This is a genomic window from Marinomonas sp. TI.3.20 (assembly GCF_038155025.1).
GTDB lineage: Bacteria > Pseudomonadota > Gammaproteobacteria > Pseudomonadales > Marinomonadaceae > Marinomonas > Marinomonas flavescens.
Genome location: NZ_JBAKAS010000032.1, coordinates 1 through 23,773, shown reverse-complemented (window position 1 = coordinate 23,773; position 23,773 = coordinate 1). Strand labels below are relative to the sequence as shown.

Here is a 23,773-nt window from a genome sequence, read left to right as displayed (position 1 = left end):
GGTCATTTAGCTGCATCATACGGTCTAATAGGGTCATCGGCTTCAAAAGGGCACGATCATTCATCAAACACGGATTGAATGCAAATGTTGTATTAACTGATCAAGAAACGTTCATGCGTTTGCCCTGGATTATCCCCCAACCCTTTAATATGCGTGTTTGTAGCGCTTAAATTGACGATATTTTTCGACTTTTATGCCTGCCAAAAAATGTTGTAATTCAAGTGTGCTGAGGGCATGTTTATCGTTTTCTGATGGCGCATAGTTGAACTGCCCCTGTGACAGTCGTTTGCACCATATGCAGTAACCAGATGCGCCAAAATAGAGGATTTTCATCTGTGTTTTGCGCCGGTTAATGAACACAAAATACCCGATGAGAGGGGTTGTTGTTTCATCAGTCCTAACAAACAACGATAGGACTTCCGCATATCAGTGGGTTGGGTATGCAACCAAATTTTAGCATTGGAATCGGTCAGGAACATCAATCACGACTCAGTCGAAGTTCAACACCATCGCCTAAACACAAGGTAATGTTCCAACGTCCAGTACCTGAGAGAGTGGGCACCTGACTGAGATCGATAAAGTCTAATTGACTAGAATCTGGCGAGGCTTTAGTTCCCGAAAAATGCTGCGCCATTTACTAAAACAGGCATAACTCACTTGGTGTTGTGCGCAGTATTGAGGGGCTGATAAACCGGACTCGGCTTGATCGTCAATAATTTTTTGCCATTCAGAGGAAGAACGACGGGTATAAGGTTTGGTTATAAAATGGACTCCGTTATCGGTTATGAGATGAAAACGGAGTCCATTTTAGGGTGCGAAAAGATGGGATGAAATAACGGCATAGAATGAACGCTAACGTTGATGTGACGTTATCGAGCTTAAAAGTTAAAATTGAATTATCTCATGAGAAGAACTTATTCGCATATTCCCTAGCTACTAAATTGCTACTTCATCTAAAATTTCTTTAAAACTATCCACAATCAAAACATCCTTTGCAGAAGCTTTAGTATCTTCACTAGATTGATATAGAAACCCTTTTTTTGCCTCCTTTAACATTTCCAAGTCATTAAAAGCATCTCCTACAGCAAAGACTTCATACCCATTTTCTTGGTATTTTTTCAATAATGACTGCTTCCCACCTTCTCTAGAGTATAAAGCATCAGTGATAGTACCATTACTATCAAGTAAAAATTGGTGGCATTGTAAATTAGGCCTTCCTAACATTTGCCAAAAATGGTTTATTAAAGGTTTGAATGCATCTGAAACCAAAACAACTTCATATTTGACACTTAGCGTGTCAATAAAGTCTCTAGCACCTGGAAGCAAATCAAGGTCTAAAACAATTTCATTTAAATCAAAAACAGTAATGTTATTTATTTTTAAGATATCGATTCTATTTTCAACTAGTTCCTCATAACAATCATGCTCTCTAGTTGTAACTTCAAGTTCTTTTATTCCAGTTTTTTTAGAGATGTAAGGCCACATTTCAGGAATTAGAACACCTTCCATATCAACAAAAAAACATTTTTTTAGTTCTTTATTAAATTCAACCATATTAACTCCCTATCATTGGAGAGAATAACAAAGTAACACCTAGAAACATTAGTATGCCCCCAATGATATTATTAACAACTTTTTGCTTTTTAAGCATTTTATCTCTTAATCGTGGAGCCGAGAAAAATATTGCAACAATAAAAAACCATAAAAGATGGGCTAAAGACATAAAAACACCATAAAAAAACAAAACAAATAAATCATTATCCTTATTTAAAAATTGAGTAAAGACGCTAAGTACAAAAAGCATAGTTTTTGGGTTTAAAGCATTAGTATAAAAACCTGTCTTGAAAGATTGATAACTGTTAACAATCTCAAATTCTCTTTTACTTTCAAAACCACTAACTACACTTTTTATCGTTGTAAAGCCGATATAGATTAAATAGGCTGCACCTATAAACTTTACAACCATAAATAATGAAGGGCTTTGGGAAATCAAAAAACCAATACCAAATACTGTATACATCACATGAACTTGAACCCCTAAAGATATTCCTAAAGCGCTCATTAGTCCTGATTTTCTACCATAAAGAAAACTACTTCTCGTTACCATAGCAAAATCAGCTCCAGGGCTTATAACTGCTAAAATAGTTATAGTAACTACCGCAATAATCTCATTCATGATTCATCACCAATTTCATTGTTTTTATCTTTGAAAGTTATAACAAGCATATCTCGATATCCTATATCATCCATATTCTCTTTATAAATAGGTGAAACACCATGAAAAATATTTTCATCATCAACGATTACAAGTTCAGTTGGTTCTGAAAATATATATTTTCCAATTAGTTTTTTATTAGAGTCATAGATACTTGTTTCACCACCAAATATATTGTATCTGTCGACAAACAACATTAAAACGAAATTAACACCATCTCTATGAATACCTTCAGGAGTAGGAGATGAATGTTTGTTTATATCGGCATAAATTCTAAATTGATGAGCTTCTATGTGCCATGAACAAATTGGTTTCATTTGACTAAATAATTTTACAAGAAAATCCATCACATTTTTAAATATTTTGTTTTTTACAGTCTCTTTTTTAAACGTTTTAAAATATCTTTCAACACCGCCATTTAAATTATTATAATCAACACTCTGATAATGAGGTTGATCCGGCTCTTGATACCAAATACTGCTTGAAGCTAATGAAGAGAATGTTGCGTGCCGTCTAAATCTATACTTACCATTATCTTTCATATGCTCATCAAGACACAAATCATTCCAGCTATCTCTAAAAATGTTCCAATCATCATCATTGAAAGCACCCATGAAATTAGCAGTATCACTCTTTGAAAAAACAAAGTATTTTTCAGCAGAGATTTTCTCAGAAAGAGTATCGAAATTTAAAGCATCCCTCATACCAACTTCAGAAATCCTCTTTTTTTCTTTCATTTTTAACTCCTTTAAAAAAATGTTAAAATGAAGGGCAATTATTATTAGGATTCCTAAAAAACTAAATTGATTTTTTTTTCATACATACTTGAGTAAATAGCAATGAAGAATGGATTCAGAACTCCTCCACTAAACTCTTTAAAAGTCTTCAGTGTAGTCGCTAATCATGAAAGCATCTCGAAAGCTGCAGCACACTTGAATCTAACTGAAAGCGCAGTTAGTCGTCAGGTTAAAAATATTGAAGAAAATCTAAATCTTTCTCTTTTTGTTAGGAAGAATCGAAGGATTTTTCTAACAGAAGAAGGGGAAACACTACAAAAATGTTGCACCAAAATTTTTACAGAGCTTCATAATACGTTAAAAACGTTATCTCTATCTGATACAAATGAGCCTTTAGTCGTATCTTGTGAGCCAACTCTAACAATGAATTGGCTTATCCCTAACCTCCCTAAATTTCATGAACTGCATCCAGGCATACCTATCAGAATTTTTGCAGCAGGTGGAGATATTGACTTAAGTTCAGAGAGAGTTGACATAGCTCTTCGTCGTAATGATTTTATTTGGAACAAAAACTATTATTCTGAAAAAGTATGTGATGAGTTTATTGGACCTGTATGCTCTGAACAACACTGGGAAAATCATTTAAAGACCAAAGATTCAATGACAATATTACATACAAAGTCTCGCTCTGATGCATGGAAAAAATGGCTCTCAAGTAGGTCTGAAGAAGTATTGATTGAGAATGAAATGATATTTGAGCATTTCTATCTTTGCTTGCAAGCTGCATCATCGAGCCTAGGCTTTGCAATTACGTCTATTTATATGTGTCCTAATGAACTAAAAGCTAAAAAGCTTATATCGCCTTTTTCTTTCATCAAAGATGGCTCTTCATATCATCTACTATCTGAAACATCCATAACATTGGACTCAAGAAAGAAAGCCTTTTATCAGTGGGCAAAAAAGGAGTTCGCAAATATCGCTTTATCACATCACATTACAGAGCAATAAAATCAGGAGTCAAATAAAACCACTTCACTAGCCACCACGATACACCGATACCCTGCTTTGCTGTCGCCTCGAGCGGTGACTTTGTCGATGGACCAGTTGCCTTTCATTTCGGGTGGGAAGGTGTCGTTTTGGATGAGGACACCTTCTGCGACGATTTTGGGGTTGCCCATACCTAGCCAATAAGAGCGTCAAGTGTGACGCTGGAGCCTTTGCGCTGACATTTGATGAGGTCGTCTTGGCAGGCTTGTTAGGCGATGGTTGGGTTGTCATGTTTTATAAGGCGCGCAAGGCATTTAGATTCGCCATGCCATCACCTTGAAACCACGTCCCTGTGACTGTGATGTTTTCTAACTGTTGGCCCATGGGCATTTGACTTTATTGCTCTCCTACAATCCCTGTAAACATATCGGAAGTAGGCTAAGGGAATTGTGATTAAGTCCCGTTCATGAGGCAATCTGTGTCACTTGACCTGAGATTTTCAGATTCATATTTTCCGACACTGAATCCAACAGCAATCGCCACAATTTACGTAAATAAATCCTCTATTCTAGGACGAATGAATTAATGCAGTAGATCACGCTATCGAAGATTTTGAAAGAGCGATACCAAGTTGGCCATACGTTTGCTCTGGCCGAAGTGTGTCGAGTTGATCAGATGATCCGAGTGGCATGGGGTTAGTCCGCTTAAAAGCGAGGAAAAGGCATTATCAGGCGAAAACGAGGCTGTACTGAGTACAATAGATGGAATTTAAACAGAGCGTCTGGACTTAATCGCAGTTTTCTTAACTAAATTTTTGAATAAAAATATTAAATAAAACATATAGTTAAGCTAAATATACTAGCTATTTCACCCCAAAACAGTCAAACACCCTATAGACGAGATGCCTCATGCTCGTCCGCATTGGGCAAAAGGGTTCCAGTTTATGCCTAATTCTACTGAGTATGTTAAAAATGCATTTGCTAAACAAATTCAGGAGTTTCTCGCTGTTAGAAAGGCATCTGGTGTGGACCCTGACAACATGTTTGTTAATGAAACATTAGCGGCCTGCTTCATGCTCAACTAACAAAAAGAAAGTCGAAGCTTCCTACGATTAGGGAGCTTCGATTCCGTCTTTGATTATTTCAATACCATCTTTAACTGATCTTGAAGATCTTCAATTTTTGCAGCCAATATGTGCTGATAATCGTTTGGTATTTTCGAAATATCGTTAAGCGAGATGGTCTCCAATTCTAAAAGCAACTGTACTAGTTTTTCCATATAACTGTTCCTCCATGAACAAATAACGATGTTGCTCGTATATTGTAAACTAGATTGTCAACTGACCGTAGACTAAAAAGATTACTGACAGTACACCAGCGACATATTCTCTTGGAACGATTAAATTTGATAACTAGGGTATTTAGGCCAATAGAGACGAGACCAAACGCCAGTTAGCCCTTATTTTCTTCAGCAAATAAAACAAACTATTCGGCGCTGCAATGCGCTAAGGCTTCAAGAAGCCCAGGAAATTCTTTGTTCAGTTCGTCTCTTCGAAGTCTTGCAAGTGAGTGATTTCCTTTATCGACATGATCAATTAGCCCCACATCTTTTAGGAGCTTAAAGTGATGCGATCGGGTCGCCTTAGATAACTCTAATCCAAATGATGTGCAATGCCTTTCCGCGCCAACTTCATCATTCAATAAATCGATGATGACTTTAAGCCGCATTGGATTAGCCAAAGCCTTAAATATTTCCAAAATCTGCGACTGTTTATCTGTGATCTCTACAACTTGGTTTGGCATGACTGGCCCCCCATTTCGATCGCTGTAAAACTATTGACACAATATATGTGTTAAATTAAGGTTCGATATTATTGAGACGTACTGAAATAACAAAACGTCTTACTTGTATATCACAATTCTAGTTAAAATCACTCTTCTTGTCATGAAATAGAGCTTATTAGTAGAAGGAACTACCATGGAATCTCAAAGTGTAATTTGTTCAAAGCTAGCTAATTTACAAGCAAGCGCATTCTTGAAAGAGCTTGATCATATCGATTGCTCATTTGGCAATACTGTAAGCAAGAAACTAGTTCATAGGGCAGCTGTTAGTGAAGTCTTTCTGACAGACGCAAATAAATTATCAGATGATAAGTTCTACACCGGAGCCCATCTTCCAAGGACACACTCATACTACAACGACAACCCCAGTCGAACGCATTACGAGAATATTGTGCTGTTAGAAGTATGCCGTCAGTCATCCATTATAGTGTCTCACAATTACTATAACGCCCCTATGGATGCCAAGTTTATCTTCAATGAAGCAAAGTTTCACATTGTGGACAACGATGCATTATTAATCAAACCTACCCCATCTTCGGTACTTACCGAAGTTGACGTTATCTCAAAGGAAGAGCGAAACGGGAAGTTGAATGGATTAACATTTGAAATGCGCCTGTATGTAGACGGTAAGCTTGCTGCAACAAAGTTAATGGACATCACATGGCTGAATAAGGCTATCTGGAACAAAATGCGTAGCAAAGCTCTAAAACAAGCAGAGAAATTCTCTGACATCACTTTCGCCCATAAAGCTAACTTAATTGAACTATCTCACCTCGTTGGAAGAACCAATATCGAGAATGTTGTACTTCATTCAATTGATCTAAAGAACGGTAAATATTGCGCAGGTTTACGAATTAACAAAGCGCACCCAGCCATGTTTGATCATCCCCTCGATCACGTGCCAGGAATGTTATTGATAGAGGCATTCCGCCAAATGGCCATATATGCAGCTAAAGATAAGTACAACCTCAAGTACGAATCTATATTCATGGCAGTGTGTGACATCGATTTCACCAAATTCACTGAATTCAACCCAACCTCATACTGTTATGTCGATCGTACATCCATTGATGACAAAACCGGTGAAATATCCATCGCTCTTTCCGTCACTCAGCAAGACGCTGTGACTGCACTTTGTCACGTCAAGCTAGCCCGCAAGTAAGGACACTTATGAAATTTCAAAAATACAAAATGATCTGGTTCGACTTTGGGGGAGTTTTATCACCGCCAATTAACGACCTTTTTGACACTTACCATTCACGCACAGGCATACCATCAAATGTTCTTAAAGATGTTATGAAACAAGTAGCAGCTGATATGGGATTGGAAATGCTATCCCCCATTGAGAACGCGTTACTACCTGAATACGAATGGGGATCTCTATTACGCGCCAAGCTATTTAACTGCTATCCAAGCATAGACACCTCAAAGGCGCGGCTGGAACATTTTGGGGAGCAATGGTTTGCGAACATCACCCCAAATCTAGCCATGATTGCCGAGTTCAAAAGACTTAAAGAGCTTGGGTATTCCGTAGGCATTCTGACCAACAATGTCGTCGAGTGGGAACCCCACTGGAAAGCCATGTTAGGACTTGGCGATCTTCCTGATTTCATCGTCGATTCTTGTAAAGAGCGACGTCGCAAACCGGAACCAGAGTTCTTCTATTTGGCTGAGCAGAAAAGTCGCTTTGCTCTCAATGAATGTGTCTTGATAGACGACTTAAAGGTTAATTGTGAATCTGCAGAAAAACGCGGGTGGGGCACAGTGCATTTCACAGATACAGAATCTGCATTAAGCAATCTTAGAAATTTACTTGAAGAAAGGACGCCTCATGAGCACCGAACTACTAAAACGGTCTAATAGCATTGATACGATTCCTAATTACGATGCCACTCCAGTGTATGAAGTACTGAAAAAAGCTACTTACGAAGAGCATGGCATGATTCGCATTCTTAGCGGCCATGAAACACATCATGTCATCAACTTTCATGACGTAAAACGCATCCTTGTCGATAAAACATGCGTTCGCGGCCCGTCCAACACTGTAGGTGGCCCCAGCATTCTGCCGACCTTGACCCCAAAGGATCTTTTATTGAATCTGGACTTTCCTGATCATTCACGCCTGAAGCAATTTGTTAGTAAGGATTACAGTCGTAGCGGGTTGAGCTGGCTAAAGATCTATATTGATGAGATTACCAATATCTGCGTTGATACGATGCTAACAACAGGATCACGCGATCTGTTTATAGATGTTTTAGATAAGGTATCAGTAACGGCAAACTGTAAGCTTCTCGGAATACATACGGATGACATTGCCTACTTTCGAGGTCTGGCCAAAACGGTCCAAATTGCCGATAAATCCGACGTTGACGAATTGGTGAAGCAGTTTTACGCCCTGTATGACTATTTAATGGATCACGTTAAGGGTAAGCGCAGCCACACAAGTGAAGGACTGATACACAAATTCATCGCAGAAAGAGCCAAATCAGCTTCACCTCTTAACGACGATGAGATCGTTTCCATTTTGCTTGGCTCATTACTCGGTGGAGATCAAAACACCCTTACAGTTATGACTAAGGTGTTATATGCAGCTCTCTATCACCGCGATATTTGGTTAGATATGGTTAAAAGCCCAAATTCAAGAGCTGCTTACATTGATGAGCTACTGCGACTAACCAATTTGGGGAATGCATCAACCTTTCCCCGCATAGCCAAAACTGACATCGAAATTTCAAGTGGTGTAATCCCAGCTGGCTCTGTGATTTACGCAGATGTGTTTCTGGCTAATCGCGACCCGCATGTGTTTTCTGACCCACTTGAGATAAACCCTAATCGTGTTGGTCCAGCTCACCTCCAATTCGGGTATGGAATGCATCACTGTATGGGCCGAGAGCTCGCCATGATGGAAATCAGTACCGTTATTGATGTCCTCACAGAAAGACTCCCCAGGATGAGGCTAAAGCCGGGTGTTGAGAGTATAGATTGGTCCGACGGCATAATTCTAAGATGTCCAGATCAATTACCTATCAAGATTAACTAGCAGGGAATGCAAAAATGACTGAAAAAAAGAGACAAAACAATAGCCTTATACTGTTCGCAGTACTTTTGGCTGTGTTCGTGGTACCAAGTTCAATTTCGGGAACGGCCATCGCCCTTCCTTACATCAGTAGCCATATTGAGGCTGACTTATCTAGCCTACAATGGGTTGTAAATGCATTTAACTTAACCTTTGCCTGCTTCACTCTCGTATGGGGCAAGATCTCAGATGTCTTCGGGCGGAAAAAATCGTTCTTACTTGGCGCATTCATCTATACGGTTGCCTCTGTAGGTTCAGCTGTGTCCCAAACTGCAATAATGCTCGACATCTTCCGTGGCCTAGCTGGCATTGGCGGTGCGGCAATATTCGCGTGCGGTAGTGCCATATTCATTCATGTGTTTGATGGACACCAACGAACTAAAGCGTTTGCATTGTTCGGTACCACAGCAGGACTAGGTATCACATTAGGGCCAACTATCTCAGGACTGTTACTCGACTCGATCGGCTGGCAAGCAATTTTTGCCATGCATGCGATAGCTCTATTTCTTGTATTGCTTGTCAGCGGCGCAATTCCATCCGACAAAGGCCACAACGGCACATTTAAGCAAATTGATTTACTTGGATCGGTACTATTCATCGGCAGCATCTTCGTATGGATGCTGGCTCTTTCAAAAGGTTATGAATGGGGCTGGCACAGCAAAGAGATTTTAATCTGCGTAATTGGCGGTGCCATCGCCTTCGTTGCATTTGTAGTACGAGTTAAATCAGCAGAACACCCCGTGCTAAATATTGAGCTCTTACGAAATTACAGGTTTTTTGGACTTATCTTGGTACCGGTAGTTGCAAGTTTTACATTCGTAACATTGCTAACATACTTCCCAACATATCTTACTGGCAGCATGCAGTTATCTGCTTCTAACGCGGGACTTATCATGCTGTTTCTTACCGCTCCAGTACTCGTGTTTCCGCTGATCGCTGGCAAACTATCATCTAAAGGTGTTAACACCAACTTGTTGATGTACCTCAGCGCATTGGCGATGCTTGTCGGTGCAGCTTTATTGATTACCATAATCAAAGATGGCTTACCTCTGGTAGGCATAGCCGTTGGCCTTGTGCTAATTGGTATCGGTATGGGTATGTCTGCGGGGCTGGTGGATGGACAGGCATTGAGTTGCGTAAAAGAGACTGAGGTTGGGATGGCTGCAGGGCTCTTAAACACCTTCCGCCTCGGGAGTGAAGCCATAGCAGTAGCAGTATATGGATCTATTCTGAGCTCCACCGTTAGCAAGATAGTTCCTACGGCACTTCAAGGCAATAACGCTATGACTAACGAGTCTTGGGTGAATGCTATCTCATCGGGAAATTTCTCACAGTTTAGCTCAGACTCCAACTTGATGGAGAAACTAGCATCCATCTACAACCAGGCCTTTATCTCCACGAACATGACCTTGACGGCCATAGCAGTCGTTGTTACTGCCTTGGTTGTGTTGTACCTAAACAGGGACGCACGATCATCCTTTCAAGGCGAGGCGAATAAACTCTAACTAGATTGATATAGCGTGAGCTCCCATTTGTGGCGTCAGGGTTCCCTAATCGACCCTTGCGCCATTTTTTTTGCTTTAGGCACATCTTATCTAGAAATCTCAATTCAGCTTGAAAAGCATTAGATAACTTTTAAGAATGAATTAGCAGGGAGAAACTGGGTGAACCGAGCCTGCGTCAAATCAAGATTAGATTTGTGTCGTAGTGGTGGAAAGTTCATTCCCTCAAGGCCATGCTTATTATTGGTCATCAAGCAATCCGTCAACGATCTGTTCATCAACCGATGCCATGACTTCAAAAACCAATTCAGACAGATCTAGAGTTGCTTTCAGAGTGATCTCGATCGGCTCCCCATCCTTTGTTTTACCAGCACGATGAATAATATCATGCCTAGTATCCACTGCATCAGATAGCCTTTTAAGCAAGTGACTGGAGAGGTTTACTAGCAAAACAGAGGAATAAAATGTGTTGATTGTTTTAACACTATGAAATGACTGACTATCTATATAGTCAGTGATTAGCTTGTCAAGCTGCTCCATTTTGGAAAAAAGCTCATTGATTCTAAGTGTTTTTTGCCCATTTCCAAAAGGCTCGTACCTCTCAACAAACCTTCTTCTAATAGCTTCTTTATTTAGTACCTGTCTTTTCGCCACATCAGACAAATAGGCTTCAAGTATCGTTATTAACCCACTATATGCAAGGCGCTGTAAGACGGGATTTGCTCCACCTGACTCACTTAGGCTTATTATTTCACGTATTTCTGCTTTAGCTCTTGCGTAGAACTTAGTTTGACCTTCTTGGTACTCTGCTAGATCCTCAAAATCATCCACCCAACCACTTGATATCAAGTCTGATAGGTTCAGTTCACAGACAGAATTAGGTTCAATGAACTGAAGAATGGCCCACGCGTAGCTATCTATTGATTGGCATGGAAAATGGTACCCTCCAGCCGTGTAATTAGGGTATTCATCATAATTCGAGCACATGAACTTCAACAGGTTTCGCTCTGTCTCTGTTAATGACTGATGAATCTTATGCTGATCAGTTATTAAGCACGTTTCACTTTCATTCGTTAATTGACAAGTATGGTGAGCAATCGGAATGAGCTTAAGCCAACTATCTATGGAGCATTTCTGGAGGCCGTCCAGGTAGAGTAAAAAATCAGATAAACTTTCATTGTCGCTATCTCCCAATGATTGCAATATGCTCTTTAAATCCTTTACCCAAAGCGCTTTAAGTTCATTGAAGTCTAGCTCTACTGATTGCCTATTTACTCCTTGCAATTCCAGTCGGCGTTTAAGTTTTTCTGCCTCCATTCGATAGCCTATAAATTGGCTATCCTGCTTCACCTCCCTGAATCGCTCAGAATCTCTGAAAAGCCACTTATGATAAGTGTTTTGCCATTCATCAATGGTGTAACCACCCAGCTCGATCCCTGCCCAAGTTGACATAACTTCTCCAAACCATTTTATTTTTTGATAATTCTAATGAGTAACCAAAAAACCGTAATTTTGACTGAGCCCCGCTTTATAGTCCGAACTAATCTAGCATAGAGATAAAAAAAAGCAGCCAGTGGCTGCTTTTTATATAGCTGGAGAATTTGACAATCTACACTACACACCTGAAAGGATCATAAACACTGGGATGGTTAATACCGACACAATAGTCCCCCAAGTAATAATAGATGCCATGGCCACGGTATCACCGCCCATTTGCCGCGCCATAATGTACGCATTACCCGCACAAGGTACAGCACAGTACAACAATGCAATAGAAGCTGCTAACCCGGTCAAGTTAAAGCCTTTCAATATGGCAAAGGCCACCAGCGGCAGTATAATTAATTTTGCAAGGATAGAAGAAGAAATAGCAATTTTTTTGTGTCTATCCATCACAAAGATCAACCCTGCGCCCACTGACATCAAGCTTAGTGGCGTTGCGGCAGAGCCTAAGTAATTCATTATCTCAGCTAGTGGGGTGCCTTCGATATGAATATGACCAAGATTAAGCGCCACGCCAATGACAGCACCAATGATTAGAGGGTTCTGAGCTGTTTTACTCAGGATAGACGACATGCCTTTCTTCGATCCTGTACCATAATGATTCATTACCATTACAGTGATGACATTTGTAAAAATGATCATTGTCGCAATGAAGATCCCAGACAGAGCGGCCCCATTCGTACCAAAAATTGCTTGCGATGAAGCAATAAAAATATACGAGTTGTATCGCACGCTACCTTGGAAGATTGACGTAAAAAGCTCGTTAGCTGGTGATAGCACAAACTTATATGCAAATACCGCGATCGCAATAAAGGTTGTGGCTGCGATCGCGACAATTAATCCGTCCTTTGCTGATACACCTTCAAACTGGGCATGTGCAATCTTTAAGATTAGGAGGCTTGGAAAGAAAACGTAGTACACTAACTTGTCACTAGCCGCCCAAAACTCTTCGCTTTTCACGAAATAGTTCTTGGCTACATAACCGATAACAATTAGTGAAAATATGGGCAGGATCGATAAAAAGACATTTAGCATGCTTTCACCTCGTAGATGCGATCATCTATCTCATGCAAGTTACGGTGCCCCCACAGGTTTGGGGATACAAACACACGCTGCACCCATCTTTTAGGACGTCCGTTTTCAATGGTTGGCTCAAACATATCTCTCGAATGAAGCGCAAATCGGTTATCGATATACAGCAGCTGTCCAGGTTTCAATGAGATGCCAACGGAAACGGTCTTAACCGCTTTGTGCAGCTTGTTAAGAGCGTTTTGCGCCTCTGGTGTCTTTGCCTTAATCATGTCTTTATAAAACACAGCAGAAAGCTCAGGGTATGCCCCATTACGGTTATGTAGAATTGGCACCCATTCAGTTTCTGTTTGCGGGATACCGTATTTTTCACTCCGCCATCGATGAGGAACTTTAATGCGGAAAAGATGGCTTGAAAGAATTTCCTGCTCTTCTTCACTCAAAAGGGTTAGAGCTTGGCGGCCGTCACTGACGCGAGTAACAGGACCATTCTCGTCCAAATTAACACCGGTTAGCATTAGACCCATCGGAGAAAAGTTATAAGGTGAGAAGTGCTTTAGCGCGGCATTTTCAATGTGAAAATCAAGCTCAACATTAGATCCCAAGCCAGTATAATGCTTAGCCGTCTCTTTATACGGGATCAAGTTGTTAACGATTTCTGCCCCCTCAAAAACCATCGAATATGGTTCTCCGAGTAGGCTGGAAAGCATTATTAGCAAGCTCTCACTACGACTTCCTGTTTTAAATCGCGATGCGCATTCATTCTGCAGCGGTACCGCCGTAATTGCAGAATCGGTAGGTACGTTTTCAATGAGTATGTACGGTAGTGGAGTTTTGGAGTTTTTCTGTCTTAGGAAAATGTCTAGAAGCTCCTTTGGCAAAGCTTCGTAGGCCAGTTTGTTCAACGAGTTAATGTAGTTGCAGTTCCCTTTTCTGTCATACGCCACAGCATCTAAATATATAGAGAGTTTGGCTTTTTCTAAATCGTGAAACTCGAAGGTAGTCTTTGGCATGATCCAATCCGTGTAAAATGATACTATTTTCTGCGGCTGGTATATTCGTCTAACTAACTGTTTCAACATTCCAAGTAAGCGAGGCTTCAAGAAAACCTGCGTAAATAGCAAGTCAGTTGAAGCAATTAAGGAGAGCAAAAAAATCCATTTGGCAGTCACTTAGTTTTGTTCTTATAATGGGGAAATCTCATTATTTAAGGTTCGATGCACATCGAACCTTAAATATATTTCAAGACCCCTTTTTGGTCAACACCCTTAATACCTTCGCACACTTATTCCATATTCCTTACACATTGCGGCGATTTTATTCACTCACAGGATCTTTGACTCAATGAATCAATAAGACTAGCAACTTTCTCTACAAGCATAGAATGAGACCTGATCAAGCTTTTAACAGTGTAAGCTTTGATTATTCACTATTTGATACGCTAAGTGTTCGATTACATTAAAGTTTGATATGAATCCGCTTCTTTGGCGTTAATTTGATCACTAATGTTTGATACAAATTGGCTAGTTTGTTGCTGAATTAGGATAATAAAGTTTGATATTTTTCCGAGGAAAGATCCCTAGTATTGGGATCTTTAGCGGTCATGCTTAGCAGGTTAAGAGAAAAAATATCAAACATTAATGTGAAATATCAGACTTTATTATAAATGATCAAACATTAATATCGGCGTACACTAAGGTGATAGGTGGAGAGCTCAATTAAGTTTTCAAGCGCATTTGAAATATTTGCTGAGAGCAAAGAAGAAGCTCTGATTCTAAAGGCTAAAGCTGAATTAATTGGTATGATTCGGGATATGGAAGCTAGAAATAGTTGGTCACAAATCGAGGTTTGTGCCTAGGGCTAGATTTCATATCAAATTTGGCAACTTTGCTCTCTAATAAGACAGTGATATTGCTGAAAGTGTTGGCATTCCATTGTGCGATGGAGACTATGATCTTAAGAGCATGATATAGCACTGACATCACCTTCCTTTTTTGAATAATAAATAAGCGTGTGATCTCTTTTCATATTACCAGTATTGGATACTCATAACCAAAACAACAATAACCCCAATATCATTTATCGCTGTAAAATATCAACGAAAATCATTTATTATCAAATAGCAATATTTCTTACACCTAGTATGGTTTCTTATCTGAGGATTAAGAAGGGGGCACATAGATAACGCTCAATTAGTTAAATATTCATATGGAGTCTTTTGGCTCTAACATATCACCCCCTCCACGGGGGCGCGGGTAAACAGATAGGCGCATTAAAAATGCTAGAGAATATGCGAATAAGTCCTGCCCATGAGACAATTTATTTTTAATCTTCGAGCCTGACCATGCCACATCAACTTACCTTTGCCGACAGCGAATTCAACAATAAACGTCGTAAAACACGTAAAGAAATTTTCTTGACTCGAATGGCTGAATTAATGCCTTGGGGGCGACTTGAAGCGGTGGTTGAGCCTTTCTACCCAAAAGCAGGAAAAGGAAGAAGGCCGTATCCACTATCGACTTTGTTTTGCATCCTTGCATGCAGCATTAGTACAACATGAGCGATCCTGCCATGGAGGATGCGCTTTATGAAATCGCGTCTATGCGCTTGTTCGCTGGGTTATCGTTGGTTGCTGCAATTCCTGATCACACCACAATTATGAGTTTTAGGCACTTACTGGAAAAGTATAAACTCTCTCGTCAGCCGTTCAAAGAAGTGAATCAATGGTTATAATTTATCTATTACCACGTATCAAATCTTCCTTTATGATATGTAATAACTGATCAATATTGCCTGATTTGAATTGGAATGATATGTTCTTATATATATTATCTATCAGGTGATTCATTAAGGTATATCAAATGAGCTATGTAACAGAGCAGATATTAGAAAGCCTTAGACAAGCTCGGGTTCATAAGGGGTTTAGCCAGAGGGAGCTGAGCGCTCGTTCGGGTGTACCTCAGAGCCATATATCTAAAATCGAGGCTGGTGGCGTTGATTTAAGAATGTCCAGCTTGATAGCGCTTGCCCGCGTACTCGACCTAGAGTTATTTGTAGCGCCTAAAAAGTCTGTTCCTGCCATTAAATCAATTATTCGAAGTAGCCAAGCTAGTCATAATAACGGTTTTAGCAATAACAGCATCAACGATGAAACCGAGCAAATGTCGCCTGCATACCAATTAGATGGAGATGATGATGCGTAGCCACCTCGTTAATAATGTCTCTACGTTGAACGTTTTACTCTATGGCGAACCTATTGCAACGATCACCAACGTGGGCAATGATAGAACGCTTTTTGCCTTTAAGGATTCGTATATTAATGATGAATCACGGCCTGTTTTAGGGCTTGGCTTTAAAGATTCGCTAGGTGGCTTGCTGACCAACTTCAAACCTACTCAGACCAAGTTAACTCCGTTTTTCTCCAACCTTTTGCCAGAAGAAACCATGCGTAATTACTTGGCAGAACGTGCCGGTGTGAACCCTGCGCGGGAGTTTTTTCTATTGTGGGTATTAGGGCAGGATTTAGCAGGCGCGATCACGGTTGAACCGGCCGATGGTGAAGCGCTGCCGCCTAATGTGCATCAAGACATTGATGATGATACAAAAATTGAAGCCCCAATGCGCTTTTCATTGGCGGGTGTGCAGTTAAAGTTTTCAGCCGTGCAACAGGCAAACGGTGGCTTGACGATTCCAGCGACAGGTAAGGGTGGTTCTTGGATTGTGAAATTGCCGTCGTCTCGATTTGACGCTGTGCCAGAAAATGAATATTCGATGATGGAGCTGGCGCGCAAGTTAGGTATGGATGTGCCAGAGACCCAGCTGCTCCCCATTAACCAGATAGCTAATATCCCACAAGGGGTTGGACAGTTTGGTGACTCATTTAAAAACGCTCAGGCCTTTGTGATCAAGCGCTTTGACCGTGCAGATGGACAAGCCGTACACATTGAAGATTTTGCACAAGTGTTTGGTGTCTATCCTCAAGATAAATACAAAAAAGCCAGTATGCGGAATATTGCTCAGGTTATAGGCATCGAAGGTCAAGAGGAGGACATCGCAGAATTTACTCGCAGATTGGTGTTCAATACCCTAATTGGTAATGCCGATATGCATTTGAAGAATTGGTCTGTGATCTACAAAGACAAGCGCAACGCATCCATTGCGCCTGCTTATGATTTTGTCTCAACCATTCCTTATATCTCGGATGATAGTGCGTCGCTGAAGGTGAGTCGTAGCAAAAAATTCAGCGATTTCACGCTGGATGAGTTATCACACCTAGCGGCTAAAGCCATGCTACCAGAAAAGTTGGTGTTGGATACCGCCAAGCAAACAGTGGCTGGCTTTCATGAGGTATGGCAGAAAGAAAAAGCGCATTTACCGCTTACCAAATCAATGATTGAAGCAATTGAAACGCACTTACGAAAGATACCGCTACGTTAAAATGATAACCGCAGTCCCTAGAGGTCGAGATTGCCGATTTATGGTGAATAGGCGGGAAGTAGGGTGTTCATCCATTTCCTGACTCCATTCTAAGAATCGCCTCTATTCAGCCCACGACAAACATTCAATTATTAAATATGATCAAGACGCTAAAAGTTAGGGTTAGGAGGGGCTTTTCTGCGCCTATCAGGCACAAAGTACTCATCTAGTATCTTAACCACATCAGCCCTATCAAGCGTACCTTGGCTGGTGGCCACATAGAATCTGTCCCAAGCAAAATCACCAGCATCAGCAAACTCTCTCTTGAGATGTCTAGAAGTCATGGATTTAAGTGACCGCACCAAATTGGCGGCACCAGGGGTTGTGGGGCCACAGGACAGCCTGAAGGAGATATAAGTGGCATCTGATTCAAAACACACCAAATCAGCGCCAAAGTTTCTGCTCGCCTCTAATATTGAAGTTTTAAGGTATGCTTGTTCATCATAAGTTAGAGCGGCAGATCGCCTCTTAACGACAAAAACAAGGTTGATTAGGAGGGTATGCCAGCAGTATCGTTCTTTTCTATCGCCAAAGCTTGCTGGTGGTTCTGTAAGGCAAGGCAGGATTGAAAAATTCACAGCTGCAGGAATTGTGATTCCAATTAGAATTAATTCCATTTGCTATCTATTTATAGAAATTGATTAACGATAACTATTATTAGCATTATCGGAATTAGTGTTACGAATCAATGACTTACCTATTAAACCCGCTCACAAGACTTTCCTGTTTATTTTAATCAAATACACGCACTGATAAACAAACAGCGCCAAAGTCACCAAGCATAATAACGGCATTAGAAAAGGAACTTTCTGCAAAAGTACGCCACCATAACTCACCCCCACTATCATCGGTAAACTCTATTACTATGAGTCTATAAGAGGTTTTTCTATGAAAATAAACGCCAACTCGGTATATAAAATAACTGGCCCTCAGATTGCAGACTTTAAACTCTTTGCAAATAGAACAAAACAAGTCCGATCGCCATCCATTAATCCTATTACTGTATCGGCTCGGTAGAGACCGTTGAAGACTGTTTAGAGGCCATTACGTGCTCAATCAAGTTAAAATTGAACACCCCTTCATTATCCATATAAATATCCGCACAGCACTCATCCATAGATTTGCCGTTCGCCGCGCACATTAAAATATCTCTAATCTCTCTATGATGACCAGATGTTCGGCCATCAATGCTCTCATCATCATCCGCTAGATTAACGTTAAACTCCTCCATTTTTGCCAATGAGCGGAGAGCTTCAACTGGTAGGCGGGAAAGCTCATCGTAACTGGCCGGATTAACATTGGGCGGCATCAATTTAAGCGCGTCGTCAGCAAAGTAATTACGTTTTAATTCCAATTCAGTCACTAGTTGTTCGTGATGTCGTTCTTTATTATCACTGTATGCCTGCCTTTCTTTATCTTCGCTATACGACGATAAAGCCTCTTTATCTTCGCTATACGACGATAAAGCCTCTTTAGCTTCGCTGTAACCTATTTCAAACGCCATGGTATCAGGAATGTTTTTCGAAACAGATTCCACTATTTCAATCTCTAAATGCGTGCAGGCTTCTTGGGAAATTTCGTAAAATTTCCAACCTAAATTCGCATCAGATTTTTCATAAGAAAGCCTTCCATCAATTGATGTTAATGCTCTGTCTGCCATCACCCCAAACTCTGCGGAAAGCAAAAGCGTGAGCCTTTCGGAAACACGACGATCCACAAACGCCTTTGCGACTTCGAAAGAATCAACTGCCACAAGAAATCTAGCACCGAAATAAACGCCATAAAACCCTGCCAGCTCTGCGATTTCATACTGTAAGTATTTCTCTTTCATTTCTATCCTTAAGTACATAGTACATAGCCGAAAAACAACCCATTTAGTTCTTGTTGGACAATGAGATCACATGGAGCGAAGCGCCACTTCATTGTGCCTAGTGGCATTGGCTGCGAGGTCTTTCAAATAATCCAGTAGTTTTATGGCCTGCCCATAATCGCACGCCCTCTTGAAAATATTTTCTAGCAGCCACGATTTGCAGTGAGCCCTATCAATCACAATGAGAGACAGACTCTCATTGTCGATGCTGTGTGTCCCGAGAATAACCCCACCACACTCCTTGATAAAATCATTATCTTTATGAAATAACCTTACCCTATTTCTATCGTTCGGATTAAATACATAGAAGGAGTATTGTTTCTGGCAAAATTCAAGGGCACTCAAATCGGCATAAAACCGATGCACTTGTACGTCAACAAATAGATCCATATCGAAATAATTCAATAAAAAAACGAGAGAACTTGTTCTGTGTGCGCCACCACCAGTCCCACCCGTTTGATCGTACTTGTTGTGCCACTCAGTCCATTTAATAGGCCCCATATAATAAGCGGGATCATCAAGTAAAAATTCAAGCTGTTTCTGCTTTGTAACCTTTTTTTTCAGAATCCCTTCATATAAGCGAGAAACATCACTTCCAATTTCTACCAACGTTGACTTAGTGGAAGTTACACTTCCCCTCGAAAACCCAGCCAAGTGCCTAACATTAATAGATTCCACTGACACTGATTCTTTGACAAGCAACTTATGGAGATCTAGGACATCTTTGTTCAGCGCTGTTTTTTCGTCGAAAACATTGCGCTGACCAAAAAGCGATTGAAGAATCTCTGGCCAGTTTAGATTTTGGTGGCTATCGACAAGGTGCTTTCTTTTATTCCATGCTGGAATTTGACCTGAACAGCTCAAAAGCGAAGTGATTTCTGAAGTATCACTAAGATGAATGACTCGATAAAATTGCTTTAGTAAATATTTTTTCAATTGGACAACCCGACTCTAATCAAACTAAGCCAGAAAACATTCTTGATGAATACACAGGTTTTATACTTTTGATGAAACTTATCTTTTGAATTTCAGGGTGTAATGGGTTTGCAATTGCTATCTTTAATTCATCCTGTAAACCAACCCCAACGCTCGGAACCAGAAGAAATAGTGAGTCTTGGCGTAACAAAAAATCGTCACCGATAGATTGTGTTGATGAAGGGTGTGGCATTTCATCCCAATTCAATGGCAAATCGTCTTGAGGCAAATATTCAATCGATACCCCCTCTTCTACTGAATACATTGCTTTGCAATGAGAGGGAGGAATGAGTTTTGGTGAAGAATGGTAGTTAGCTGCTTCAAGCATTGCCGTAGCCATATCAAGTGCAAAATATATCACTGGATGACCAGGCGAATTCCAACGAGCACCATCCTCATAACTCGCCCCCTTACCGTTAAAATTAGCGGCAAATCGATCATTAGTCACACGATATAATTGCATCAAACATACTCACCAAATTCTAATTTGCGGAGAGTCTGGCGAACCATTTCGCGCCCCGCGTGCGTATCAAGTAAAGAAGCAGGGATCTCCCCGCCCAACGCTGGTATTGGTGAATGCATCCACTCTTTAGCTAGATCTAATGATTCATAGATTGCCGCAGCTTGGATATACACACGCAGCGTATCAATTAGATTGTCAGCGGCAATTGAAGATAGTCGCTTTACCTGATAACTCTTGCTTAAGTTGGAGGCATCTTTGCCGATTGCTCGCGCAATCAATTCTCGCTCGCCAATAGCTTTGATCACGGCTCTTAGTGTGTGGCCGCTTACGCCAGACCGGACGGCAGATAAATAGCCCTTAGACGACATGATATCGACATCAGGAAAAAGTAAGTTGATAGGGCTTGGAGTTTTTGCAGTATCTTGTGTGAGAGTATTCATTCGCACCTCCTTAATAGTAATTACCTTACTATAGCAGCGAAGAGCTATAATCGTCAATTTTACTACTGTCAATCGTAATATTACGAAATACTAAGCTTGGAGAAGTGTGTCGCACCTTTTTAAGGGGAGTCTGATACCTTTTCGAGGCACAAAAAAAACCGCTACTGAGAGCTGCTTTTTTGTACAAGGCAGTTTGAGAGGTCTGCTTTGCAACCCAATAGGGTTCGATTTAGATACGAATAATCCTAATGCCAGTATTAAAAATGTCAATATTATTATTGGTCGTTGATAAACATTGGATTTCACGCCTAAAAAGTAATACAACTGCAAATAGCTTACTATTACATCACTAAGGTTGCTAAAGAAGGCAAAGGTAGCTAATAAGCTATCAGGAAAGGGGTGACTTCGGTTGCCCCTTTTTTATTCAAGCTGGTCGAGTTTTTGTGCGGATTTCGTTTCTGATTTTCTCTATGCGATCGGCCCCTAAAGAAGGCTCGCCAAGCACAACAAATAGGCCATCCCTAATCGCTGCAATCGGGTTTCCGTAACCATGTTGCGAGCGATATATCAGTGTCCTCGATGGAGACAAAAACTGCCACTCATATGCGCCACCCACAACCTCGATAGTTTCAACTAGGAAGCCATCGGCCGCGGTAATTGAGTGATTTTTCGTTAGCCATTCTTGCATAAGAATCACCTTTACCTAAGTGTACCAATTGAGTATAGCTGCCCTCCTCTTTTTGTCATGTTTAGTCATTCTAAAGGTTTCCAATGAAGCGTTGGTTTTATTGATTTTGCATTGATTTAGTCAATGGATTGTTAGATCATTGGAATTTGGCTCTAGTCTGACGGTTAATATAATATGGTAACTAAGAACAGACCAGTAAAACGACTTACAAAAGCGTATATAGCAGGTGAAGGTAAGGCTCAGGCGCTAGACACACCCAGTCAACTAACTAACATTCTTTGGAGGGCGTACAGAGGTAATTTAGGTGACAGAAATGTAGCGATAGTCTGGATGCTATTTGGCGCTGGGATGCGAATAAACGAAGTGGCTCAGCTAAAAGTGAAGGATGTCTGCTGGCCCAATGGATCGCTGAAAAAAACTTTTGTCATACCTGCTTCCTACACTAAGACAAATAAATCAAGAGCTGCTTACATTGTCGCAAGACAACACAGAGAAGCTTTAGATATTTGGATTCAGCAACGCATAGACGAGAGAGCGATCCTTTCAGATGATGGTTCTTATGGTGGGTTGAGAGCTGATTCCCCTCTTTTCTTATCTAAGAAAGGCGGTTGGAGGAAGTTTGCAATGAATGTAAAAAAATATCAGACGAAAAATGGTGAAAAAGAAACAATGGTTTGCAGTAGCCTAGAAAACTTAATGAGAGATATATTTAAAGGCGCAGGGATAGAAGCAGGCAGTTCACATAGTAAATGTATACCTGTCTACTGTTACACCCTCTCCGAATCAACATTTGCTCTAGCTGCATAGCTTCTCTTTAATGTCCTCTCTACCTAGTAAAGATTACTGGAATCAATTCAGAAAGAGCAACATGCAACCTTTTTCTAAAATCTCCCACTGGGTAAGGGTGCATATCATTCAATGGATAATCACTTTCTAGTGTTCCTAATGCCAGCCATTGCTTATTTATGTTTTGGTCTTCAAGCTTATCTTGAATGAATGCCTCGAATGCACGAGCGCAGAGTTCTGATGGTTTTGACCAATATTTTACTGAACCTTTTTGAGATTCAATTCTTTTTGCGTTTTCAGTGAAGCTAGAAAAATCAGTACATAAAGTTGATAATTTAGTAAAAGCGTAAAAACGTTCGCGGTACCTAGCATCAACATTTTCTATTGATACCTCGTTGTTGGCTACTAGGTTTGATAAAAGTGCATCTCGACCAAACCAACGTTTGGCCATTCGAGAATCGAACGAGTGAAATATTTCGTGCGCAATACAGCCTGGTCCATTAAACCTTGTCAGATTGATAACGTGCAATTCCAGTTCATAGTGAGCCGCTGCAAAACCATGCCCTCTGGCACCAAATGCTAACCCCAGCTTACCTCCACCAATCCAGCGTTTTGGCATATTGAGTATGTTTGCTAGCAGATCAAGAGAGTGAAAAGTATTATTAACGTATGCTTGGCGTTCTTTTTGCGTGAGATAGTTGCCAAACTGAATGCCTCTAAAACCATATTCGGCCATCAATTCTTCAGGTTTTCTATCTGTATATGTATCATCAACACCGGTCATAATTGATACGTCTTTTTTTGGGATATAAACATCTACGGCGGTTCGTTTGATGTCAGTTATCTTAAACTCATCACTATGATGTTCAATTAGCGCGTCAACGGCATCTTTGTAGCTACCAAACTCATTTTTATACTCGTCAATAGCGTTACTCCACGAAGCACTCTTTTTGTTGATCTTTCCTAGTGAATAGGTGATTTCATTGGTTTCGCGGTGCTGCAATCTTATTGGAAATAACGGTATCTTTGGACTTCCCAGAGTTTGCTAGACAGTAGGAACTTCTAAAAAATACTTTTCTTCGAACTTAGCAGGTGACACACCGCCTGTATGCGAATGCCGTTTTATCGGATTGTAGAACATCTCAATAAAATTAAATATCTCACCTTTCGCTTCTTCTCGTGTCGAGT

Annotated in this window: 30 protein-coding genes and 1 pseudogene; 11 read left to right on the top strand and 20 right to left on the bottom strand. The window is 40.5% G+C overall.

Features of this window, described 5'->3' with window-relative positions:
- Nucleotides 1–144: 144 nt before the first annotated feature.
- From tnpB to V6259_RS18710, 6 genes are all read right to left on the bottom strand, one after another.
- Nucleotides 145–408, bottom strand: coding sequence for an IS66 family insertion sequence element accessory protein TnpB (gene tnpB, locus V6259_RS20110; RefSeq protein WP_445928525.1), 264 nt, complete (start codon nucleotides 406–408; stop codon nucleotides 145–147).
- 70 nt (nucleotides 409–478) lie between these two features.
- Nucleotides 479–634 carry a hypothetical protein gene (locus V6259_RS18725; RefSeq protein ID WP_341585824.1) on the bottom strand — a complete coding sequence of 52 codons (156 nt, stop codon included), beginning with the start codon at nucleotides 632–634 and terminating at the stop codon, nucleotides 479–481.
- Nucleotides 583–714, bottom strand: coding sequence for an IS66 family insertion sequence element accessory protein TnpA (tnpA, locus tag V6259_RS20105; RefSeq protein ID WP_445928527.1), 132 nt, complete (start codon nucleotides 712–714; stop codon nucleotides 583–585). The genes V6259_RS18725 and tnpA overlap by 52 nt, the downstream gene beginning before the upstream one ends.
- Before the next feature lie 222 nt (nucleotides 715–936).
- Complete coding sequence (gene thrH, locus V6259_RS18720; RefSeq protein ID WP_341585823.1) at nucleotides 937–1,554, bottom strand: bifunctional phosphoserine phosphatase/homoserine phosphotransferase ThrH; 618 nt, start codon at nucleotides 1,552–1,554, stop codon at nucleotides 937–939.
- A gap of 1 nt (nucleotide 1,555) precedes the next feature.
- Nucleotides 1,556–2,176, bottom strand: a complete 621-nt coding sequence (locus tag V6259_RS18715; RefSeq protein WP_341585822.1) for a LysE family translocator — start codon at nucleotides 2,174–2,176, stop codon at nucleotides 1,556–1,558.
- Entirely contained in the window at nucleotides 2,173–2,952 is a 780-nt protein-coding gene (locus V6259_RS18710) for a 2OG-Fe dioxygenase family protein (protein WP_341585821.1), read from the bottom strand. The genes V6259_RS18715 and V6259_RS18710 overlap by 4 nt, the downstream gene beginning before the upstream one ends.
- Nucleotides 2,953–3,054: 102 nt before the next feature.
- On the opposite strand from V6259_RS18710, the gene V6259_RS18705 reads away from it, so the two are divergent.
- Nucleotides 3,055–3,960, top strand: coding sequence for a LysR family transcriptional regulator (locus V6259_RS18705; protein ID WP_341585820.1), 906 nt, complete (start codon nucleotides 3,055–3,057; stop codon nucleotides 3,958–3,960).
- 2 nt (nucleotides 3,961–3,962) lie between these two features.
- On the opposite strand, the gene V6259_RS18700 is transcribed toward V6259_RS18705, so the two are convergent.
- Nucleotides 3,963–4,130, bottom strand: coding sequence for a hypothetical protein (locus tag V6259_RS18700; protein WP_341585819.1), 168 nt, complete (start codon nucleotides 4,128–4,130; stop codon nucleotides 3,963–3,965).
- Nucleotides 4,131–4,840: 710 nt separating this feature from the next.
- Between V6259_RS18700 and V6259_RS18695 the strand changes: the two genes are divergently transcribed.
- Nucleotides 4,841–5,023 carry a D-arabinono-1,4-lactone oxidase gene (locus V6259_RS18695; protein ID WP_341585818.1) on the top strand — a complete coding sequence of 61 codons (183 nt, stop codon included), beginning with the start codon at nucleotides 4,841–4,843 and terminating at the stop codon, nucleotides 5,021–5,023.
- 53 nt (nucleotides 5,024–5,076) lie between these two features.
- Here V6259_RS18695 and V6259_RS18690 read toward each other — a convergent pair whose 3' ends face one another.
- Together V6259_RS18690 and V6259_RS18685 are read right to left on the bottom strand one after the other, a co-directional pair.
- Entirely contained in the window at nucleotides 5,077–5,217 is a 141-nt protein-coding gene (locus tag V6259_RS18690) for a hypothetical protein (protein ID WP_341585817.1), read from the bottom strand.
- 206 nt (nucleotides 5,218–5,423) lie between these two features.
- The gene (locus V6259_RS18685; RefSeq protein WP_341585816.1) at nucleotides 5,424–5,741 is read right to left on the bottom strand and encodes an ArsR/SmtB family transcription factor; all 318 of its coding nucleotides are present in this window, start codon (nucleotides 5,739–5,741) and stop codon (nucleotides 5,424–5,426) included.
- 175 nt (nucleotides 5,742–5,916) lie between these two features.
- Between V6259_RS18685 and V6259_RS18680 the strand changes: the two genes are divergently transcribed.
- The 4 genes from V6259_RS18680 to V6259_RS18665 are packed head-to-tail and all read left to right on the top strand — an operon-like array spanning nucleotide 5,917 to nucleotide 10,361.
- A complete protein-coding gene (locus tag V6259_RS18680) occupies nucleotides 5,917–6,942 on the top strand; it encodes a ScbA/BarX family gamma-butyrolactone biosynthesis protein (RefSeq protein WP_341585815.1) in 1,026 nt (341 codons plus the stop codon).
- Between the two features lie 8 nt (nucleotides 6,943–6,950).
- Nucleotides 6,951–7,640, top strand: coding sequence for an HAD family hydrolase (locus V6259_RS18675; RefSeq protein WP_341585814.1), 690 nt, complete (start codon nucleotides 6,951–6,953; stop codon nucleotides 7,638–7,640).
- Entirely contained in the window at nucleotides 7,612–8,820 is a 1,209-nt protein-coding gene (locus tag V6259_RS18670; protein WP_341585813.1) for a cytochrome P450, read from the top strand. Before V6259_RS18675 ends, V6259_RS18670 begins: the two co-directional genes overlap by 29 nt.
- A gap of 14 nt (nucleotides 8,821–8,834) precedes the next feature.
- Nucleotides 8,835–10,361 (top strand): MFS transporter, encoded by a 1,527-nt coding sequence (locus tag V6259_RS18665; RefSeq protein ID WP_341585812.1) that lies wholly within the window; start codon nucleotides 8,835–8,837, stop codon nucleotides 10,359–10,361.
- Nucleotides 10,362–10,598: 237 nt separating this feature from the next.
- Here the strand turns inward: V6259_RS18665 and V6259_RS18660 are convergent, their stop codons facing one another.
- The 3 genes from V6259_RS18660 to V6259_RS18650 all read right to left on the bottom strand — a co-directional run bounded on the left by V6259_RS18660 (nucleotide 10,599) and on the right by V6259_RS18650 (nucleotide 13,900).
- Nucleotides 10,599–11,810, bottom strand: coding sequence for a HEPN/Toprim-associated domain-containing protein (locus V6259_RS18660; RefSeq protein ID WP_341585811.1), 1,212 nt, complete (start codon nucleotides 11,808–11,810; stop codon nucleotides 10,599–10,601).
- Nucleotides 11,811–11,972: 162 nt separating this feature from the next.
- Nucleotides 11,973–12,893: an AEC family transporter gene (locus tag V6259_RS18655; protein WP_341585810.1), complete on the bottom strand. Its 921-nt coding sequence runs from the start codon at nucleotides 12,891–12,893 to the stop codon at nucleotides 11,973–11,975.
- Complete coding sequence (locus V6259_RS18650) at nucleotides 12,887–13,900, bottom strand: TauD/TfdA family dioxygenase (protein ID WP_341585809.1); 1,014 nt, start codon at nucleotides 13,898–13,900, stop codon at nucleotides 12,887–12,889. Before V6259_RS18650 ends, V6259_RS18655 begins: the two co-directional genes overlap by 7 nt.
- Nucleotides 13,901–14,592: 692 nt before the next feature.
- Here V6259_RS18650 and V6259_RS18645 point away from each other — a divergent pair.
- From V6259_RS18645 to V6259_RS18630, 4 genes and pseudogenes are all read left to right on the top strand, one after another.
- A complete protein-coding gene (locus V6259_RS18645; protein ID WP_341585808.1) occupies nucleotides 14,593–14,745 on the top strand; it encodes a hypothetical protein in 153 nt (50 codons plus the stop codon).
- A gap of 486 nt (nucleotides 14,746–15,231) precedes the next feature.
- Nucleotides 15,232–15,617, top strand: a pseudogene (locus V6259_RS18640) (transposase); the annotation flags it as partial.
- Between the two features lie 131 nt (nucleotides 15,618–15,748).
- A complete protein-coding gene (locus V6259_RS18635; protein WP_341585807.1) occupies nucleotides 15,749–16,090 on the top strand; it encodes a helix-turn-helix domain-containing protein in 342 nt (113 codons plus the stop codon).
- The gene (locus V6259_RS18630; protein ID WP_341585806.1) at nucleotides 16,083–17,324 is read left to right on the top strand and encodes a type II toxin-antitoxin system HipA family toxin; all 1,242 of its coding nucleotides are present in this window, start codon (nucleotides 16,083–16,085) and stop codon (nucleotides 17,322–17,324) included. The genes V6259_RS18635 and V6259_RS18630 overlap by 8 nt, the downstream gene beginning before the upstream one ends.
- Nucleotides 17,325–17,473: 149 nt before the next feature.
- Here the strand turns inward: V6259_RS18630 and V6259_RS18625 are convergent, their stop codons facing one another.
- The 6 genes from V6259_RS18625 to V6259_RS18600 all read right to left on the bottom strand — a co-directional run bounded on the left by V6259_RS18625 (nucleotide 17,474) and on the right by V6259_RS18600 (nucleotide 21,799).
- The gene (locus tag V6259_RS18625) at nucleotides 17,474–17,980 is read right to left on the bottom strand and encodes a transposase (RefSeq protein ID WP_341585805.1); all 507 of its coding nucleotides are present in this window, start codon (nucleotides 17,978–17,980) and stop codon (nucleotides 17,474–17,476) included.
- 380 nt (nucleotides 17,981–18,360) lie between these two features.
- Complete coding sequence (locus V6259_RS18620; RefSeq protein ID WP_341585804.1) at nucleotides 18,361–19,194, bottom strand: hypothetical protein; 834 nt, start codon at nucleotides 19,192–19,194, stop codon at nucleotides 18,361–18,363.
- A gap of 66 nt (nucleotides 19,195–19,260) precedes the next feature.
- Nucleotides 19,261–20,169, bottom strand: coding sequence for a hypothetical protein (locus V6259_RS18615; RefSeq protein WP_341585803.1), 909 nt, complete (start codon nucleotides 20,167–20,169; stop codon nucleotides 19,261–19,263).
- A 19-nt stretch (nucleotides 20,170–20,188) separates the two neighbouring features.
- Nucleotides 20,189–20,671 carry an RES family NAD+ phosphorylase gene (locus V6259_RS18610; RefSeq protein WP_341585802.1) on the bottom strand — a complete coding sequence of 161 codons (483 nt, stop codon included), beginning with the start codon at nucleotides 20,669–20,671 and terminating at the stop codon, nucleotides 20,189–20,191.
- On the bottom strand, nucleotides 20,671–21,111 hold the full coding sequence (locus tag V6259_RS18605; protein WP_341585801.1) for an MbcA/ParS/Xre antitoxin family protein: 441 nt from the start codon (nucleotides 21,109–21,111) through the stop codon (nucleotides 20,671–20,673). The genes V6259_RS18610 and V6259_RS18605 overlap by 1 nt, the downstream gene beginning before the upstream one ends.
- A 424-nt stretch (nucleotides 21,112–21,535) precedes the next feature.
- The gene (locus tag V6259_RS18600) at nucleotides 21,536–21,799 is read right to left on the bottom strand and encodes a hypothetical protein (protein WP_341585800.1); all 264 of its coding nucleotides are present in this window, start codon (nucleotides 21,797–21,799) and stop codon (nucleotides 21,536–21,538) included.
- A gap of 174 nt (nucleotides 21,800–21,973) precedes the next feature.
- Here V6259_RS18600 and V6259_RS18595 point away from each other — a divergent pair, with 174 nt between their 5' ends.
- Nucleotides 21,974–22,606, top strand: a complete 633-nt coding sequence (locus V6259_RS18595; RefSeq protein WP_341585799.1) for a site-specific integrase — start codon at nucleotides 21,974–21,976, stop codon at nucleotides 22,604–22,606.
- Between the two features lie 19 nt (nucleotides 22,607–22,625).
- Here V6259_RS18595 and V6259_RS18590 read toward each other — a convergent pair whose 3' ends face one another.
- Together V6259_RS18590 and V6259_RS20100 are read right to left on the bottom strand one after the other, a co-directional pair.
- Nucleotides 22,626–23,588, bottom strand: coding sequence for an LPD1 domain-containing protein (locus V6259_RS18590; RefSeq protein ID WP_341585798.1), 963 nt, complete (start codon nucleotides 23,586–23,588; stop codon nucleotides 22,626–22,628).
- Nucleotides 23,589–23,630: 42 nt separating this feature from the next.
- On the bottom strand, nucleotides 23,631–23,773 hold a 143-nt coding region (locus V6259_RS20100), incomplete at its 5' end, for an IS3 family transposase (RefSeq protein ID WP_445928526.1).